14 protein-coding genes and 2 pseudogenes are annotated in these 17,642 nt (G+C 67.7%); 4 read left to right on the forward strand and 12 right to left on the reverse strand.

Translation table 11 applies throughout. The features are described from left to right. Positions 1–56: 56 nt before the first annotated feature. The 3 genes and pseudogenes from QPK27_RS20975 to QPK27_RS20980 form a co-directional block, all read right to left on the reverse strand. Positions 57–1,658: a methyl-accepting chemotaxis protein gene (locus tag QPK27_RS20975; RefSeq protein WP_290420124.1), complete on the reverse strand. Its 1,602-nt coding sequence runs from the start codon at positions 1,656–1,658 to the stop codon at positions 57–59. A 208-nt stretch (positions 1,659–1,866) separates the two neighbouring features. After that, positions 1,867–2,508: pseudogene (locus tag QPK27_RS25375) on the reverse strand (methyl-accepting chemotaxis protein); the annotation flags it as partial. A 116-nt stretch (positions 2,509–2,624) separates the two neighbouring features. After that, positions 2,625–3,596: pseudogene (locus QPK27_RS20980) on the reverse strand (methyl-accepting chemotaxis protein); the annotation flags it as partial. Between the two features lie 293 nt (positions 3,597–3,889). On the opposite strand from QPK27_RS20980, the gene QPK27_RS20985 reads away from it, so the two are divergent. Further along, a complete protein-coding gene (locus tag QPK27_RS20985) occupies positions 3,890–4,219 on the forward strand; it encodes a hypothetical protein (protein WP_290420125.1) in 330 nt (109 codons plus the stop codon). A gap of 34 nt (positions 4,220–4,253) precedes the next feature. Here the strand turns inward: QPK27_RS20985 and QPK27_RS20990 are convergent, their stop codons facing one another. Beyond that, positions 4,254–5,213 carry an alpha/beta fold hydrolase gene (locus QPK27_RS20990; protein WP_290420126.1) on the reverse strand — a complete coding sequence of 320 codons (960 nt, stop codon included), beginning with the start codon at positions 5,211–5,213 and terminating at the stop codon, positions 4,254–4,256. Between the two features lie 64 nt (positions 5,214–5,277). Continuing rightward, positions 5,278–6,774, reverse strand: a complete 1,497-nt coding sequence (locus tag QPK27_RS20995; RefSeq protein WP_290420127.1) for an NAD(P)/FAD-dependent oxidoreductase — start codon at positions 6,772–6,774, stop codon at positions 5,278–5,280. Between the two features lie 79 nt (positions 6,775–6,853). Between QPK27_RS20995 and QPK27_RS21000 the strand changes: the two genes are divergently transcribed. After that, on the forward strand, positions 6,854–7,471 hold the full coding sequence (locus QPK27_RS21000; protein ID WP_290420128.1) for a TetR/AcrR family transcriptional regulator: 618 nt from the start codon (positions 6,854–6,856) through the stop codon (positions 7,469–7,471). 61 nt (positions 7,472–7,532) lie between these two features. Here QPK27_RS21000 and lpdA read toward each other — a convergent pair whose 3' ends face one another. From lpdA to QPK27_RS21020, 4 genes are read right to left on the reverse strand one after another with little or no spacing between them, the layout of a single operon-like run. Beyond that, complete coding sequence (lpdA, locus tag QPK27_RS21005) at positions 7,533–8,945, reverse strand: dihydrolipoyl dehydrogenase (protein WP_290420129.1); 1,413 nt, start codon at positions 8,943–8,945, stop codon at positions 7,533–7,535. 4 nt (positions 8,946–8,949) lie between these two features. Beyond that, positions 8,950–10,296, reverse strand: a complete 1,347-nt coding sequence (locus QPK27_RS21010; protein WP_290420130.1) for a dihydrolipoamide acetyltransferase family protein — start codon at positions 10,294–10,296, stop codon at positions 8,950–8,952. Between the two features lies 1 nt (position 10,297). Beyond that, positions 10,298–11,353 carry an alpha-ketoacid dehydrogenase subunit beta gene (locus tag QPK27_RS21015; RefSeq protein WP_290420131.1) on the reverse strand — a complete coding sequence of 352 codons (1,056 nt, stop codon included), beginning with the start codon at positions 11,351–11,353 and terminating at the stop codon, positions 10,298–10,300. A 2-nt stretch (positions 11,354–11,355) separates the two neighbouring features. Continuing rightward, entirely contained in the window at positions 11,356–12,588 is a 1,233-nt protein-coding gene (locus QPK27_RS21020) for a 3-methyl-2-oxobutanoate dehydrogenase (2-methylpropanoyl-transferring) subunit alpha (protein WP_290420132.1), read from the reverse strand. A gap of 333 nt (positions 12,589–12,921) precedes the next feature. Here QPK27_RS21020 and QPK27_RS21025 point away from each other — a divergent pair, with 333 nt between their 5' ends. Both QPK27_RS21025 and QPK27_RS21030 read left to right on the forward strand, forming a co-directional pair. Further along, complete coding sequence (locus tag QPK27_RS21025) at positions 12,922–14,028, forward strand: NAD(P)-dependent alcohol dehydrogenase (protein WP_290420133.1); 1,107 nt, start codon at positions 12,922–12,924, stop codon at positions 14,026–14,028. A gap of 107 nt (positions 14,029–14,135) precedes the next feature. Then, positions 14,136–14,621 carry a hypothetical protein gene (locus tag QPK27_RS21030; RefSeq protein WP_290420134.1) on the forward strand — a complete coding sequence of 162 codons (486 nt, stop codon included), beginning with the start codon at positions 14,136–14,138 and terminating at the stop codon, positions 14,619–14,621. 51 nt (positions 14,622–14,672) lie between these two features. Here the strand turns inward: QPK27_RS21030 and QPK27_RS21035 are convergent, their stop codons facing one another. The 3 genes from QPK27_RS21035 to QPK27_RS21045 form a co-directional block, all read right to left on the reverse strand. Then, positions 14,673–15,749 (reverse strand): RDD family protein, encoded by a 1,077-nt coding sequence (locus tag QPK27_RS21035; RefSeq protein ID WP_290420135.1) that lies wholly within the window; start codon positions 15,747–15,749, stop codon positions 14,673–14,675. 18 nt (positions 15,750–15,767) lie between these two features. Further along, complete coding sequence (locus tag QPK27_RS21040; RefSeq protein ID WP_290420136.1) at positions 15,768–17,138, reverse strand: amino acid permease; 1,371 nt, start codon at positions 17,136–17,138, stop codon at positions 15,768–15,770. Positions 17,139–17,453: 315 nt separating this feature from the next. Further along, entirely contained in the window at positions 17,454–17,603 is a 150-nt protein-coding gene (locus QPK27_RS21045; RefSeq protein WP_290420137.1) for a hypothetical protein, read from the reverse strand. Positions 17,604–17,642 lie beyond the last annotated feature (39 nt).

Consider the following 17,642-nt stretch of genomic DNA (forward strand, 5'->3'; position numbering starts at 1 on the left):
TAGGCGCGCCCGGCGGGCCGTCTTGCATGAGCCAGGTCACGATCGGCTACGCAGTATTACGCAGGCAGCGCCGCCAGCTGTCCACCCGGGCGCGCATGCGCTGCGCCGCCGTGGACTGCGGACGTGGTCTTGAAGGTGCCCACCAGGCCGGCCAGCTGCGCCGCCTGTTCGCGCATCGCGGCGGCCGCGGCGGCGGCTTCCTCGACCAGCGCCGCGTTCTGCTGCGTGACGCGGTCCATTTCGACCACGGCGGTATTGACCTGCTCGATGCCGGCGCCTTGCTCCTGGCTGGCGGCGGCGATCTCGCCGATGATCAGCGTCACCTGCTGCACGCTGTCGACGATCTGGCGCATGGTGGCGCCGGCCTGGTCGACCTGGCGCGTGCCGGCCGCCACCTGGGCGCTGGAGGCGTCGATCAGCGACTTGATTTCCTTGGCCGCGGTGGCCGAGCGCTGGGCCAGGCTGCGCACTTCGCTGGCGACGACCGCGAAGCCGCGTCCCTGTTCGCCGGCGCGCGCCGCTTCCACCGCTGCGTTGAGCGCCAGGATATTGGTCTGGAAGGCGATGCCGTCGATCACCCCGATGATGTCGACGATGCGCTGCGACGAGGCGTCGATCGCGCCCATGGTCTTGATCACGCCGTCGACGATGGCGCCGCCGTCGACCGCGATGGCTGCGGCATCAGCGGCCAGCCCGTTGGCGCGCTGGGCGTGTTCGCTGTTCTGGCGCACGGTGGAAGTCAGTTCTTCCATCGAGGCCGCGGTCTCTTCGAGCGAGCCGGCCTGCTGTTCGGTGCGGGCGGACAAGTCCTGGTTGCCGCTGGCGATCTCGCCCGAGGCCTGGGCGATGGCCTGGGTGCCGTCGCGCACCTGGCCGACGATGCTGGCCAGGCCGGCGTTCATGCGGCCCAGCGCGGCCATCAGCTGGCCGACTTCGTCGCGCCGGTCGGCATCGATGCGGCTGGTCAGGTCGCCGTCGGCGACGCGCTCGGCGACGCGCACCGCCTGGCCCAGCGGCGCGGTGATCGAGCGCGTGATGAACCAGGCGCAGGCGGCGCCGAACAGCAGCGCGCAGGCGCCCAGCGCGAACAGGATGATGCGGGTGCTGCCGTACGAGTCGAGGATGGTCTGGGCGATCACGTCCGAGGCCGCGATCTGCATGTCGGCGAATCTGGCCATGGTGTCGAGGTAGGACGTGGTGCTCGGCAGCAGGCGGTTGCGGTAGATGTCGTCCATGCGTGCGCGGTCGTTGTCGCGGCGCGCTTCGAACAGGGCGTCGCGCGCGGCCATGTAGGCCAGGCGTTCTTCCTTGACCACCTTGAACTGGGCGCGCACCGCTTCGTTCTTGAGCGAAGCGTCGATTTCCTTCTGCAGCGCGTTGGAGCGCTCGGTGATCGCGCGCCGCTTGGGCGCCATCACTTCCAGCACGCCGGCGTCGGCGGCGTGGTACACGGTGTCGTTGATCGCGCTGTTGACTTCGATGTTGCGGCGCCATTCGGCGACGCTGCGCTGGTTCTTGACGCTGGTGTTGACCAGGCGGTAGGTGAGGTCGCCCGCCGATTGCATGCGGGTGAGCGAGGTGGCGCTCATGACGAGCAGGAGTGCGAGAACAATGGCAAAGCCCAGGCCGAGGCGGGCGCCGATTTTCAGGTTTTTCACGGAAGAAGTATCCAGGCTGCCGACAGCCGCGAATGCGGCGTGTACGGTGTTGCATTGAAACCCTGCAGAGACCGCACGCCGGCGCGCACGGTTCCTGCAAGAGCCGCCTAGTATAGGTCGGTCCCGATGAAATTTGTTACCTTGCGGCACATTTGCAACATAAAAATTTCGCGATGTTGCAATTGCTGCAGCCCGGATCCGGGTTGGCTCAGGCCGGCAGGGCGGCCGTTGCCGGGCGCGCTGCCGGCGAGCGCTGTGGCGCCACGATTGCCAGGTCGTGGCCGGCGTCGGCGGCGAGGCGGAAGGTGCCGACCACCTCGGCCAGCTGGCCGGCCTGTTCGCGCATCGAGGCGGCCGCCGCTGCCGCCTGCTCGACCAGCGCCGCGTTCTGCTGGGTCACGCGGTCCATCTCGACCACGGCGGTATTCACCTGGTCGATGCCGGCGCTTTGCTCTTCGCTGGCGGCGGCGATCTCGCTCACGATCACGGTCACCTGGTTGATGCTGTCGACGATCTGCTGCATGGTGGCGCCGGCCTGGGCGACCTGGCGCGTGCCGGCCTGCACCTGCTCGCTTGACGCGTCGATCAGGGTCTTGATTTCCTTGGCGGCGGTGGCCGAGCGCTGGGCCAGGTTGCGCACTTCGCTGGCGACGACCGCGAAGCCACGGCCCTGTTCGCCGGCGCGTGCCGCCTCGACGGCCGCGTTCAGCGCCAGGATATTGGTCTGGAAGGCGATGCCGTCGATTACGCCGATGATGTCGACGATGCGCTGCGACGAGGCGTCGATCCTGCCCATGGTGCCGACCACCTCGCCGACCATGCGGCCACCTTCGCCGGCCACTGCGGCGGCGTTGNTACGCCGATGATGTCGACGATGCGCTGCGACGAGGCGTCGATCCTGCCCATGGTGCCGACCACCTCGCCGACCATGCGGCCACCTTCGCCGGCCACTGCGGCGGCGTTGCCGGCCAGCCCGTTGGCGCGGCGCGCATGCTCGCTGTTCTGGCGCACGGTCGAGGTCAGTTCTTCCATCGAGGCCGCGGTTTCTTCGAGCGAGCCGGCCTGCTGCTCGGTGCGGCTTGACAGGTCCTGGTTGCCGCTCGCGATCTCGTTCGAGGCCTGGGCGATGGTGGCGGTGCCGTCGCGCACTTGGCCGACGATGGCGGCCAGGTTGGCGTTCATGCGGCCCAGGGCGTTCATCAGCCGGCCCGTTTCATCCTGGCGCGTGGCTGCGGTGCGGCTGCTCAGGTCGCCGGCGGCGACACGTTCGGCCACCTCCAGCGCCTGCTGCAGCGGGGCGGTGATCGAGCGCGTGATGAACCAGGCGCAGGCCACGCCGAAGACGACTGCGACGACGCCCAAGGCGATCAGGATGGTGCGGGTCTCGGCGAACGAAGCCAGGATGTTGGCGCCGACCTTGCCGGTGGCGGTGCTTTGCTGCTTGGCGAATTCGTCCAGCGCGCCGACGAAGGCGCGCGCGGCCGGTTCGAAGCGCTGTCGATAAGCCTCGTCCAATGCGGCCTGGTTGCCGGCCAGCTTGGCCTTGAGCACCTCTTCGCGCGCGGCGCCGAACTCCGCGCGCAAGGCCTTGGCGCGGTCCAGGAACACGCGCACCTTGGCGTTGACCAGGTTGGCGTCGACGTCGGCCTGCAGCCTGTTGCCGCGTTCGATATTGGCGCGCAGGCGCGGTGCATAGTCGGCCACGATGTCGGCGCCGGCGCCGTGGTAGATGGTTTCCATGATCGCGTTGTTGATCTCGGTATACATGCGCCATTCGGCCACGGTGGCCTGGTTCTTGGTGCTGACGGTCACCAGGCGGTGGGTCAGCGCGCCGGCGTCGTTCATGCGGACCAGGGCAGTGGCGGTCATCGCCAGCAAGAGCGCGAGGACAATGGCGAAGCCGAGCCCGAGCCGGGCTCCGATGGACAGGTTTTTCACGGTTGGATTCCTTTATGGCAGAGAACGCTTCGGCCGCAGCGGGCCGGGATCGCATGCCGACAACGGTGTCGGCGCTCTCTGCAATTGTTAATTGAATTCAGTCAACCGATAGTATATCGCAATACGGCAAGTTTTGTTGCAATGCAGCAAAACTGCAGCGTGTTGACGGTACGGGTGGTCACATCGTCTGGATCCTGCGCGCAGTCCTACAGCGGCCGGGGTCGTCCGCCTATTCGCGTCCCCGGCGCCCGTCGCTAAGATGGCGCCACGTTATCAATCATGAGGAGATCGCCATGTCGATGCAAAGCGAAGGCAAGGACGCCAAAGGACGTAACTACCACCAGATCACGGACGGCAGCACCAGCGCCGCCAGCATGGGCGCAGGCTCGACCGGCGACGTCGGGTCCATTCCGGGCCCGGACCAGGCCGAGCGCAGCCGGCAGTCCGGACAGCCGGGCAACCAGCAGGCGGGCGATGCCGGCCGCACCGACGACCTGCTGGCCGGCGGGTCGAACGCCGAGCAGTCGGACAAGGGTTTCAAGGGCGAAGCCGGGCAGCAGGGCGGCCAGGCCGCGGCCGCCACCGGCAACCGCCAGTCGGACCAGGGCGGCGGCAAGCAGTAATCCACCATGGTCGGCGGCCGGCGCGGTCGCCGCCCTACGCCGCCAGCCGCCGTGTGGCCGCTGCCGCGGCGATGAAAGCGGCGGTGCGCGCCGCTTGCGTGATCGGCAGCATGTGGCCGCCATCGACCAGTTCCAGCCGCGCCCCCGCTACCTGCCGGACCAGTTGCTCGCCGTTGGCGCGCCAGTCGAGCAGGCCGTCATCGCGGCCATACAGCACCGACAGCGGCGCCGTCAGCTGGCGGTAGCGCGCTTCCAGTCCCGGCAGATGGGCGCGCAAGGCCTGCAGGTCGGCGGCGCCGGCCAGGAATTGCGACGGGCGCAGGGCCAGCAGGCCGCCGCCGCGCGTGGCGAAGTCGCCCGGTACCGGTTCCGGTCCGAATACCTGTTTCATCAAACGGCCGCCGCCGATGACCGTCGCCGGCAGCGCCAGCGCATGCGCGAACAGCGCGCACAGCGGGCGTGGACGGATCGTCAGCGCCGCGAACACCGACGGCACCCGGCGCGGCGTATGTGACAACGGCGCCACCAGCGCCAGCGCGCCGACCGCATGCGGATGGTCCAGCGCGAGTTGCAGTGCCACCGCGCCGCCCAGCGAATGGCCAACCACGGTCGGCCGCTCCAGTCCGAGCTGTTTGACGAGCGCCGCCAGCGTGCGCGCCTGCGCCGCCAGGTCGGCCGGCGCATGCCTGGCGCGGCGCGAATAGCCCGAGCCGGGCCGATCCACGCTGATCACCCGGAAGTCGTGGCGCAGGTCGGCCATGGCGCCGAAGTCGAAATGTCGCATCTGGCCGCCCAGGCCGTGCAGCAGCACCAGCGGCGGCCCGCTGCCCTGGTCGCGCACGTGCAGCTGCTGGCCGTCGACCTCGACCATGCGCCCCAGCGGCGGCAGCGCCTGCTCGATGCGGCGCGCGGTGCAGCGCGTGTACCAGGCGAACACGCCCAGCACCAGCGCGCAGCCGAGCACCAGGAAGCAGAGGTACGCAACGACGATCATCGGGCAGGGCCTTTGGTGGACGGGTTGGCGGGACGGCAGCGAGCGGACAGCGATTCCAGCGGTGTCATGGTTCGCCCGCGCGCCCGAACTGCAGCACGCCGTCGTCGATGCGCCCGAGCCGGATCGCCAGCAGGTCGCGCAGGTAGTTCTGGTGCACGCGCCAGGGATGGCGCCGTCCCTGTTTCGGCAGCAGGTGGCTGGCGCGCTGCACGTAGCCGGAGCTCAGCTCCAGGAACGGCGCCTCGGCCTGCGCCGGGTCGCGCGGCGCCAGCGCGATCTGCGCGCCGCGCCGGTCCATCCAGCGCAGCAGGCGGCAGACCCAGGCGGCGGTGAGGTCGGCCTTCAGCGTCCACGAGGCATTGGTGTAGCCGAAGGCCAGCGCGCAGTTCGGCACGCCGCTGAGCATCATGCCCTTGTACGACATGGCGCGGCTGGGGTCGACCGTGCGGCCGTCGACCGTCAGCTGCGCCCCACCCAGGACCTTCAGGCGCAGGCCGGTCGCCATCACGATCACGTCCGCTTCCAGCTCGCGGCCCGATGCCAGCACGATGCCCTGGCGGCTGAAGCGCGCGATGCGGTCGGTGACGATCCCGGCGCGGCCCGCGTGCAGCGCGCGGAACAGGTCGCCGCTAGGGGCGACGCAGATGCGCTGGTCCCACGGCTTGTAGGCGGGCGCGAAATGGATACGCGCGTCGACGCCGGGACCGGCCATGCGCGCCGCCATCGCGATCATGCGCTTGCGGGTGAAGCCGGGCAGGACGCGCAGCAGGCGGTACAGCGCGATGCTTTCGAGCACGCTGCGCCAGCGCGCCAGCGTGTGCGCCGCTTGTGCGGGCAGCCAGCGCCGCAGGCGCAGGGCGAAGGCATCGCGCCTTGGACGCGCCACCACGTAGCTGGGCGAGCGTTGCAGCATGGTGACGTGCGCCGCCTGCTGCGCCATGGCCGGCACCAGGCTGACCGCGGTGGCGCCGCTGCCGACCACCACCACGCGACGGCCCGCATAGTCGAGGTCTTGCGGCCAGAACTGAGGCTGCACGATGCGGCCCTGATAATCGGATTCGCCCTCGAAGCGCGGGCGGTGCGCGCGTTCGTAGTCGTAGTAGCCGCTGCACAGGTACAGGAATTTCGCGTGGAGCAGCACCGTGGCGCCGCCTGGCAGGCGCGCCTCGACGGTCCAGCGTGCGGCCTTACTGCACCACGCCGCCTTGACCACCGTATGGCCGAAGCGGATGCGCGCTTCGAGATCGTATTCGCGCGCGGTGGCGGCGATGTAGTCGCGGATCGCGGCGCCGTCGGCGATGGCGCTGGCGCCGGTCCAGGGTCGAAAGCCATAGCCGAGCGTGTACATATCGGAGTCGGAGCGCACGCCCGGATAGCGGAATAAATCCCAGGTGCCGCCGATGGCGGTGCGTGCTTCCAGCAGCGCGAAACGTTTGCCGGGACAGCGCCGGCGCAGCGTGGCGGCGGCGCCGATGCCGGACAGGCCGGCGCCGACGATCAGGACGTCGAGCAGGTCGGCAGCATCGGCGCGGTGCGCGGCGCCCGAAAAATCGGGATACATCTGGTCTCGGTGGAATGCGTTCTAATACTGACACTCTACATTGTCAAATTACGTATGGCAAGTATGTCAGAATAGCGTCATGACAGCAGAGCTTTCCACCCGTTCCTACCGTGGCCAGTCGCAGGAACAACGCCGCGCCGAACGTCGCGCGCGCCTGATCGCCGCGGCGATCGCCGTCTACGGCGAACGCGGTTATCACCAGGCGACCGTCAAGGGCGTCTGCGAGGCGGCCGGCCTCACCGAGCGCTATTTCTATGAATCCTTCGTCAACAGCGAAGCGCTGCTCATCGATTGCTTCCATGTCGTGACGGCCACCGTGATGGACGAGGTCGTGCGCGCCGGCGCGGCCGCCGCCCCGGACCCGATGGCGCGCTCGCGCGCCATGCTGCATGCATATTTCTCCGCGCTGCAGCGCGAGTCGCGCAAGGCGCGCGTGTTCCTGGTCGAAATCCGGGGCGTGAGCCGCGCGGTGGACGCCGCCTTCGACGACGCGCTCAAGGCGATCGGAAAGGAAGTGGCGCGCATGACGACCCCAAGCGGCGCCGTCGAAGACGAACTGCTGCAGGCGGGCGTGGTGGGCGGCGTGATCGCCATCGCGCTGCGCTGGATCGGGAATGGCTACCAGCCGCCGATCGAGCAGGCGGTGGAATCGGCGTTGAAGATGGGGACGGTGCTGGCGGCCGCTCCGCAGGGGTAGGTCCGGGCCGGACCGGCGCCAGTCTGGGCCGCCACGTCACTCCGGACGTGGCGCCTGCGCTTCAGATGTGCAGGGCATGCCCCAGTGCGCGCAGCGCCGCTTCCTGCACCGCTTCGCCCAGCGTCGGATGCGCATGGATCGTGCGCCCGACATCCTCCAGCAGCGCGCCCAGCTCGATCGACTGCGTGAAGCCGGCGGCGAGCTCGGACACGCCGACCCCGACCGCCTGCCAGCCCAGGATCAGGTGGTTGTCCTTGCGCGCCACTACCCGCACGAAGCCATCGGTCCCTTCGATCGTCATCGCGCGTCCGTTGGCGCTGAACGGGAAGCTGGCGCTGATCGCCTCGATGCCGGCGGCCGCCGCCTCGGCCGGCGACAGCCCGGCCACCACGATCTCGGGATCGGTGTAGCACACCGCCGGAATCGCCGCCGGCGCGAAATGGCGCCGCTTGCCGGCGATGATCTCGGCCACCATCTCGCCTTGCGCCATGGCGCGGTGCGCCAGCATCGGTTCGCCGGTGAGGTCGCCGATCGCCCACACGTTGCGCATCGAGGTGCGGCAGCCGTCGTCGACCTTCAGCGCGCGTCCCTCCATGTCGAGCATCAGGTTTTCCAGGCCCCAGCCGACGGTGCGCGGCTTGCGGCCGACCGCGACCAGCACCTTGTCCGCTTCCAGGAAGGCTTCGACGCTTGACGCGTCGCGTACTCGCACTTGCTTGCCCTCGCGACCGTCTTCCATGCCCAGGACCGAGGTCGCCAGGCGCAGCTCGACGCCCAGGCGCGCGAGCGACGACGCCACCGGTTTCACCAGCTCGGCGTCATACGCCGGCAGGATGCGCTCGGCCGCTTCGACCACCGTGACCTGGGCACCGAGCTTGCGGAACGCCGTGCCCAGTTCCAGACCGATGTAGCCGGCGCCGACCACCACCAGCCGCTCCGGCACGCTGCTCAATGACAGCGCTTCGGTCGACGAGATGACCGTGCCGTCGAACGGCATGAACGGCAGCTCGACCGCTTGCGAGCCGCTGGCCAGCAGCAGGTGCTCGCAGCGGATGCGCACGGTGGCCTCAGGCGCGCCGTCGGGCGTGACCTCGACCGTCTTGCCGTCCAGGATGGTGGCCCAGCCGTTGACCAGCCGCACGCCGTTCTTCTTGAGCAGCGCGCCGACGCCACCGGTCAGCTTCCTGACGATGCCGTCCTTCCAGGCCACGGTCTTGCCCAGGTCGATGCGCGCATTGCCGGCGCTGATGCCGAGGCTCGAGGTTTCGGCCGCATAGCTGCGCACCTTGCAGTATTCGTCGGCCGCGTGGATCAGCGCCTTGGACGGAATGCAGCCGATGTTCAGGCAGGTGCCGCCCGGCTGCGCCCCTTCCACCAGCACCGTCGGGATGCCGAGCTGGCCGGCGCGGATGCCGGCCACGTAGCCGCCGGGGCCGCCGCCGATGATCAGGAGCGTAGTATTGATTGTCTCCATCGGCTCACTCCACGAACAGGGTTGCAGGGAACTCGAGGTAGCCGCGGATCGTCTGCACGAACTGGGCCGCCACCATGCCGTCGATCACCCGGTGGTCGAACGAGGACGACAGGTTCATCATCTTGCGCGCCACCATGGCGCCCTCAACGATCACCGGACGGTCGACGATGCGGTTGGTGCCGATGATCGCCACTTCCGGCCGGTTGATCACCGGCGTGGTGACGATGCCGCCCAGCGGGCCGAGGCTCGTAATCGTGATGGTGGAACCGGTCAATTCGTCGCGGGTGGCCTTGCCGCTGCGCGCGGCCTCGGCCAGGCGCAGGATCTCGGCCGCGCTCGACCACGGATCGCGCGCCTCGGCGTGGCGCACCACCGGCACCATCAGCCCGGTCTCGGTCTGGGTGGCGATGCCGATGTGGGCCGCATCGTAGGTCGTGAGCACGTTGCTGTCGTCGTCGTAGCGCGCGCTCATCGACGGGTAGGCGCGCAGCGCCAGCACCACGGCGCGCATCAGGAGCGGCAGCAGCGTCAGCTTGCCGCGTTCAGGGCCATAGCGCGCATTGAGCTGGGCGCGCAGCGCTTCGAGTTCGGTGACGTCGACTTCTTCGACATAGGTGAAGTGCGGGATGTGGCGCTTGGCTTCCTGCATCTTCTCGGCGATCTTGCGGCGCAGGCCGATCACCGGCGCCGCGTGTTCGCCGTGCTGTTCGGCGTAGCGTTCGTCGCGCCCCTTTGCAGTGCCGCCATGGCGGTGGCCTTCGACGTGGGCATCGAGGTCGGCGTGCGTGATGCGGCCGGCCGGGCCGCTGCCGGCCACGAACTGCAGCTCGACGCCCAGGTCCCAGGCGCGCTGGCGCACGGCCGGCGCAGCCAGCGGTTTTTCGCCGGCGGCGCGCATGGCGGGCGCGCCTGGCGACGGTTTTTGCGGCGCACGCGGCGCCGGCTTCGCGGCAGGGGCAGACGCCGGCGCTGGAGCACTGGACTGTGCCGGCGCGCTGCTCCCGGCTACCGCTTCCAGCTGCGGTTCCGCCACTTCCTCGGCCGGCGCCTTGGCCGCGCCCGACTTGGCCGGTTCCTGCTTCGCCTTGTCACCGGCGTAGTTGCCCGCGCCTTCGACCTCCAGGCGGATCAGCTCCGCGCCCACCGCCAGCGACTGCCCGATAGCGCCGCCCAGGCTGGTGATGACGCCATGCACCGGCGACGGAATCTCGACCGTCGCCTTGTCGGTCATGACGTCGGCCAGCACCTGGTCTTCCTTGACCGTGTCGCCCGGCTGCACGTGCCATGCCACCACCTCGACCTCGGCGATGCCTTCGCCCAGGTCCGGCATCTTGATCACATGAATACCCATCTTATTTCTCCATCACGCGTTTCAAGGCCGCGCCGACACGGTCGGGCCCGGGGAAGTAAGCCCATTCCTGCGCATGCGGATACGGGGTGTCCCAGCCGGCCACGCGCCCGATCGGCGCTTCCAGCTGGTAGAAACAGTGTTCCTGCACCAGCGCCGCCAGCTCGGCGCCGAAGCCGCTGGTCTGGGTCGCTTCGTGCACGATCACGCAGCGGCCGGTCTTCTTGACCGAGGCCACGATGGTGTCGAGGTCGAGCGGCCAGATGCTGCGCAGGTCGATCACTTCGGCGTCGACGCCGGATTCGCGCGCCGCCGCTTCCGCGACCCAGACCATGGTGCCGTAGGCCAGCACGGTGACGTCGTTGCCGGGGCGGACGATGGCGGCCGAATCGAGGTCCACCTTGTAGTAGCCGGACGGTACGTCGCCCTTCGGATGGCCGCTCCACGAGACCACCGGACGGTCGTGGTGGCCGTCGAACGGGCCGTTGTACAGCCGCTTTGGCTCGAGGAAGATCACCGGATCGTCGTTCTCGATCGCGGCGATGAGCAGGCCCTTGGCGTCGTAGGGATTCGACGGCATCACCGTGCGCAGGCCGCACACGTGGGTGAAGAAGGCCTCCGGGCTCTGGCTGTGGGTCTGGCCGCCATAGATGCCGCCGCCGCAAGGCATGCGGATCACCATCGACGACGTGAATTCGCCGGCCGAGCGGTAGCGCAGGCGCGCCGCTTCGGACACGATCTGGTCGGTCGCCGGATAGAAATAGTCGGCGAACTGGATCTCGACCACCGGGCGCAGGCCGTAGGCGGCCATGCCGACCGCGGTGCCGACGATGCCGCCCTCGGAGATCGGAGCGTCGAACACGCGGCTCTTGCCGTATTTCGCTTGCAGTCCATCGGTGACGCGGAACACGCCGCCGAAATAGCCGACGTCCTGGCCGTACACCACGACGTTGTTGTCGCGTTCCATCATCACGTCCATGGCCGAGCGCAGGGCCTGGATCATGGTCATCGGCGCCGTTGCCTGGGCCGCCCCTTCTCTTGCTTGATCGTCGCGTGCCATGCTCATACTCCCAACTGCTGGCGCTGCCGGCGCAGGTGCTCCGGCATGTCTTTGTAAACGTCCTCGAACATGGTGGCGGCGCTCGGCGCGCGCTCGTCGCCCAGGATGCCGAAGCTTTCGGCCTCCTTCTGCGCGGCCAGCACTTCGGCTTCCAGTTCGGCTTGCACGGCGTCGTGCTCGGCGTCCGACCACCAGCCCTGCCTGGTCAGGTACTGGCGCAGGCGGGCGATCGGGTCGCCCAGCGGGAAGCGCGCGTAGTCGTCGGCCGGACGGTAGCGCGACGGGTCGTCCGAGGTCGAGTGCGGGCCGCCGCGGTAGGTGACCCATTCGATCAGGGTCGGGCCGAGGTTCGAGCGGGCGCGTTCGGCAGCCCAGCGCGACACCGACAGCACGGCCAGGAAATCGTTGCCGTCCACGCGCAGCGAGGCGATGCCGCTGCCGATGCCGCGGGTGGCGAAAGTCACGCTTTCGCCGCCGGCGATCGCCTGGAAGCTGGAGATCGCCCACTGGTTGTTGACCACGTTAAGGATCACCGGCGCGCGGTAGACGTGGGCGAAGGTGAGGGCGGTCGAGAAGTCGCTTTCGGCGGTGGCGCCGTCGCCGATCCAGGCCGACGCGATCTTCGTGTCGCCCTTGATCGCCGAGGCCATGGCCCAGCCCACGGCTTGCGGGTATTGCGTCGCCAGGTTGCCCGAGATGGTGAAGAAACCGGCGCTTTTCACCGAGTACATCACCGGCAGCTGGCGGCCCTTGAGCGGGTCTTTTTCGTTCGACAGCAGCTGGCAGATCATGTCGACCAGCGGCACCTTACGGGCCATCAGGAGGCTCTGCTGGCGGTAGGTCGGGAAGTTCATGTCGCCGTCCTGCAGGGCGAGCGCATGGGCGGTGCCGATCGCTTCCTCGCCGAGCGAGATCATGTAGAACGACATTTTTTTCTGGCGCTGGGCGATCACCATGCGCGCGTCGAAGATACGCGTCTTCATCATGGTGCGCAGGCCGAAGCGCAGCAGTTCGCGGTCGGGCGTCTCGGCCCACGGGCCGACGGCATTGCCGTCGTCGTCGAGCACACGGATCAGCTGCGAGGCGATGTCGCTCGTCTCGAGCGGGGCGACGTCGACCGGTGGACGCCGGACCGAGCCGGCGGGACTTATCTGTAGAAACGAAAAATCAGTCTTGCAGCCCGGGCGGCCGGTAGGCTCCGGTACGTGCAGCGACAGAGGCTTACTCTGGCTCATACGCGTTCTATCCCTTGTGAGGTGGTGGTGCGACTCGGCGATAATAAACGGAGAATTGACGTATACGTAAAGTTCAGCAAATTATTTTCATATTGCTATGCACCATAGGAGGGTGCGGGTGGCGTCCATCGGCGTCGCTGTTGCGAGCTGCAGCCCACCACGACCGCGCATCAGCCCCCTTTGCGCATAGCAGCAAACTGGTAGACTTGGAAAATCCTTGCCGCCCTTCATCGGCTCGCTCCAACCAGCCGGGCCGATCCATCAATCGTGCGGCCTTGTCGTGGAAGGCGTCCTATTCTTGGTCAATTCGTCAATCTGAACCAAGGAACCAACGTGATTACAGCAAAAGGCTACGGCACCAAGCATTCGTTCACCGATTTGAAGCCCTACCAGTTCGAGCGCCAGGAAGCCGGCGCCCATGAAGTCGAGATCGAGGTGCTCTACTGCGGGGTGTGCCATTCGGACATCCACCAGGTCAAGAACGAGTGGTCCAACACCGTGTACCCGTGCGTGCCGGGTCACGAGATCGTCGGCCGCGTGCGCAAGGTCGGCGCCCACGTCAACAAGCATGCGGTGGGCGACCTGGTCGGCGTCGGCTGCATGATCGACAGCTGCCGCCAGTGCGAACCGTGCTGCGGCGGCGAAGAGAATTATTGCGAAAGTCCGAACAGCTGGCTCGCCACCTACAACGGCCCGATGGTGCCGGCCAGCCAGGCGGATGGCGAGAATATCTACGGCCGCGACAACACCTTCGGCGGCTATTCGGACGTGGTCACGGTCAACGAGGACTTCGTGCTGAAGATCCCGGCGGCGCTGAAGCCCGAAGTGGCGGCGCCGATCCTGTGCGCGGGCGTCACCACCTATTCGCCGCTCAAACACTGGAAAGTCAAGGCGGGCGACCAGGTCGGCGTGCTCGGTTTCGGCGGCCTGGGCCACATGGCGGCCAAGCTTGCCAAGGCGATGGGCGCCGAAGTGACGGTATTTACCCGCACCAAAGAGAAGCTGGACGAAGCAGCGCGCTTCGGCTTCAAAGGCGTGCTGGAAGACGACAACGATGCGCTGGAAAAGCTGGCGATGAGCTTCGACTTCATGCTCTCGACCGTGCCCGAGAAGCACGACATCAACCCGTTCATCGAGCTGCTCAAGCGCGACGCCACCATCTGCGTAGTCGGGGCGCTGGACACGATGAAAGGCGTCGACAACCAGGAACTGGCCTTCCACCGCAAGAACGTGTCGGCTTCGCTGATCGGCAGCCTGGCCGAGACCCAGGAAGTGCTGGACTTCTGCGCCGAGCACGGCATCGGACCGGACATCGAGATCATCCCGATCCAGGGAATCAACGACGCCTACAAGAAGGTGATCAAGGGCGACGTGCGCTTCCGCTACGTGATCGACATGGCCAGCCTGAAGGACGAGAAGGACGACTTCGCGACCTTCTGACGGGCCAGGCTTGCGCGCTGATGCGCAATGGATAACGGTGGACCGCGCGGCGTCTTGAAGGCTAAGATGCCGGGCGATCGCCCTCCGGCGGTCACTGCCGGGAAACCATGAACATCAAGATTGTCCGAAACGGCGTCGCCGTGATCGGCGTCGCCTTGCTCGCGTATTGCACGCTCAGGACGCCTACCGAAGCCGAGACATACGAGCAGGTGCTGAGGGACATGCCGGCCGGGACCCCTGTTCCGGTGAGCTCGCTGTTCAAACGGCGCTTCGATCGGGTGTGCATGCTTGGCCCCTATGTCGACCAGTTCCACGACGCGCCGGAGGCGGGCGCGGTCAATCCTTTTCTGAAGCAGGTCGAGTACGTTGGAGATGAAGATCAGTGGTCACTGCTCTGGTTCGATCACGACCGGCTCTCGCTGACCGCATTCGATCGCGAGTACGACATGGACGTGCTTACCCCCATCGGCGTGAATATCGCCGAGGTCATGCCGGACGGTTTCGGCAGTGTCCTGTGCGCTGGTGCCGAGAAGGCGCATATCCTGAAGATCAGCAAGGACCACGATTATTTCGACCTGGTGGCGAAAAAATGAGTGCGCGCCGCCGCGCGTGAGATGAACGGCAGGCCGGTTGTACGTGGACGGTCAGCGTCCGCTGACCGTGTCCCACAATTGCTGGCGTAGTGCGGCGACTGCCGCATCGCTGGCAAGGTACGGTGTTTGCTGGAGCGTCGTCATGCGCCAGTAGCGTCCGCCGTGCTGCAGCACGCGCGCGTTGAGGCGCGTGGCCTCCTGGCCGGCCAGCGTGGTGTCGACGGTCCAGGATGGGCTGCCCTGAAAGTCTTCGAAGCGGCCCCGCTGCCTGGTGTTTTCCGCCATCTCGTCCGCCACATTGTCCACATACGCCTTCAGCGGCAGCGTGCCGGCCGGCGTGCTCGACACCATGACCACGGCATGGTCGCCATCGCGCACGAAGCGGTGCACCGGACGTTCCTGGTCGTAGTAGATGTCGTGGGTCCAGCCGGGGGCAATGGTGGCGACGTGGCCGGTCTCGGGATTGGTCCAGCTGATCGGGGCGCTGGCAATACGGGCGCCGCGCTGCGGCTGTTCGCCGCGGCCCAGCACGCCGAGCACCAGCAGCAGCGCCAGGGCCAGGGCGGCGAACGCCAGCCGCCGGGTCCAGCCGAGCGGCTGCGCCAGCACCTGGTAGCGGCCTTCGTCGTAGCTGGCGGCCCGGCCGCGCGCCACGCGCCAGCCCTGGCGTCCCATCGTGAGCACGCTGAGCAGCGGGATGGTCAGCGCCAGGCCGGCCAGCCACAGGGCCAGGTTGCGCCTGGTGGCCTGGCCCCAGCTCAGGCGCTCGCCGTCGAGCGTCTGCACGCGCAGGCCAAGCATGGCCTTGCCGGGCGTGGCGCCGAAACGGGAGAGCAGCGCGGCGTCGAGGATGAACGCGAGCGGGATGAAGACCAGCGCCAGCACCTGGGCGCCGCCGGGCGACACCGCCCAGGCCAGGAAGGCGCCCGAGAGCACCGCCATGACGAAGATGCTGACGATGGCGATCGAGAGGATTTCCCACCACATGTCGAACAGCCGGGCAAACAGGCGGCGCCAGGCGCCGGCCGCGGGCAGCGAGGGACGCGGCGCGCGGTCGGACGCCGGCGGTATGGCCGCCTGGCCGTGCTGCGCATCGAGCTTGTCGTGGTCGGTGATGGTGTCGTTCACGCAGCTTCCGTTGACGTATCAGTCGGCCAGGGCCGGTGCGCCCGCCTGGCGGCGCTGGCGCAGCCAGTAGCCGCAGCCCAGCACCAGCAGCCAGGCCGGGATAAGGTACACCGAGATGCGCAGCCCCGGGGTGATGAACATGATCACCAGCAGCGCTGCGACAAAACCGAGGCAGATATAGTTCGACAGCGGGAACCACGGGCTGCGGAACAGCGGGCGTTCACCGGCCAGTTCCTTGGCGCGCCGGAAGCGCAGATGGCTCCACGAAATCATCGCCCAGTTGATCACCAGCGCCGCCACGGCCAGGCTCATCACCATGCCGAGCGCTTCGCGCGGCAAAAAGTAATTGATCACGATGGCCGAGCCGGTCGCAACCGCCGACACCGCCAGTGCGTTGATCGGCACGCCGCGCTTGCTGGTGTGGAGCAGGGCGCGCGGGGCGTTGCCCTGGTTCGCCAGGCCGAACAGCATGCGGCTGTTGGCGTACACGCAGCCGTTGTACACGGACAGCGCGGCGGTGAGCACCACCAGGTTGAGGATGTTGGCCACCCAGCCGCTGTCGAGCGCCTGGAAGATCAGCACGAACGGGCTGCCGCCGGTGACCACTTTCTGCCACGGATACAGCGCCAGCAGCACGGCCAGCGCGCCGATGTAGAAGATCAGGATCCGGTACAGGGCGTTGTTGGTGGCGCGCGGGATGGTGCGCGACGGGTCGTCGGCTTCGGCCGCGGTGATGCCGATCAGCTCCAGGCCGCCGAACGAGAACATGATGACGGTCATCGCCATCACCAGGCCCACGATGCCGTTGGGGAAGAAGCCGCCGTGGCGCCACAGGTTCGACACGCCCGCCTCGGGACCGGCGCCGCCGCCGATCAGGAGGTACAGACCGAACACGATCATGCCGACCACCGCCACCACCTTGATCACGGCGAACCAGAATTCGAGCTCGCCGAAGGCTTTCACGTTGAGCAGGCTGAGGCAGTTGACCAGCACGAAGAAGCCGAGCGCCGAGACCCAGGTCGGCAGCTCGGGGAACCAGTACTGCATGTAGATGCCGAGCGCGGTCAGTTCGGCCAGGCTCACCAGGATGTACATCACCCAGTAGTTCCAGCCCGAGACGAAGCCGGCCCACTGGCCGCAGTACTTGTCGGCGAAGTGGCTGAACGAGCCGGCCACCGGTTCGTCGACGATCATCTCGCCCAGCTGGCGCATGATCAGAAAGGCGACCGCGCCGGCGATGGCGTAGCCCAGCAGCACCGACGGGCCGGCCATCTGGATGGTCGAGGCGATGCCGAGGAACAGGCCGGTGCCGATCGCGCCGCCCAGGGCGATCAGCTGGATGTGGCGGTTCTTCAGTCCGCGTTTGAGTTGATTGTGCGCGTCGTCCATCGTTCGCCAGGGTGGGTTGCCATAAAGCTAGCGATTTTACTGCATCGGCGGCGCTTGCGGCTTGTCGGGCAATCTCGCGCCATCGCGCGTGCGGGCGCGTTATGCTGAGGGCGAACGCGGCTGGTTCAGCCGCAGCCTCACTGACAGGAGAAACCCATGCGTAAAATTATCATGGCCGCATTGGCCGGCTTCTTGTGGAAGCAGTTCCAGACCAAAGTGATGAAGCGTCCGGTGGCGGCGCGGCGCGGCACCTGGCGTTATTGATCGTTCCATATCATCCCGCGTAGGCGCCGCCCGCGCGGGATGACGGATGGATCAGGCCGGGCCGTCCTTGTCCCCGTCGCCGGCCCCGGCGCCATGGCGCCGCTCGAACTCTTCCAGCGGCATCGGCCGCGCCAGCAAATACCCCTGCAAGGCATCGCAGCCGCACTCGCGCAGGAATGCGCGCTGCGCCTCCGTTTCCACCGTTCTTCCAAACTTATGCAAATCTAACCGGAATTAGCT

The sequence above is a fragment of the Massilia sp. YIM B02443 genome (assembly GCF_030411955.1).
GTDB lineage: Bacteria > Pseudomonadota > Gammaproteobacteria > Burkholderiales > Burkholderiaceae_D > Telluria.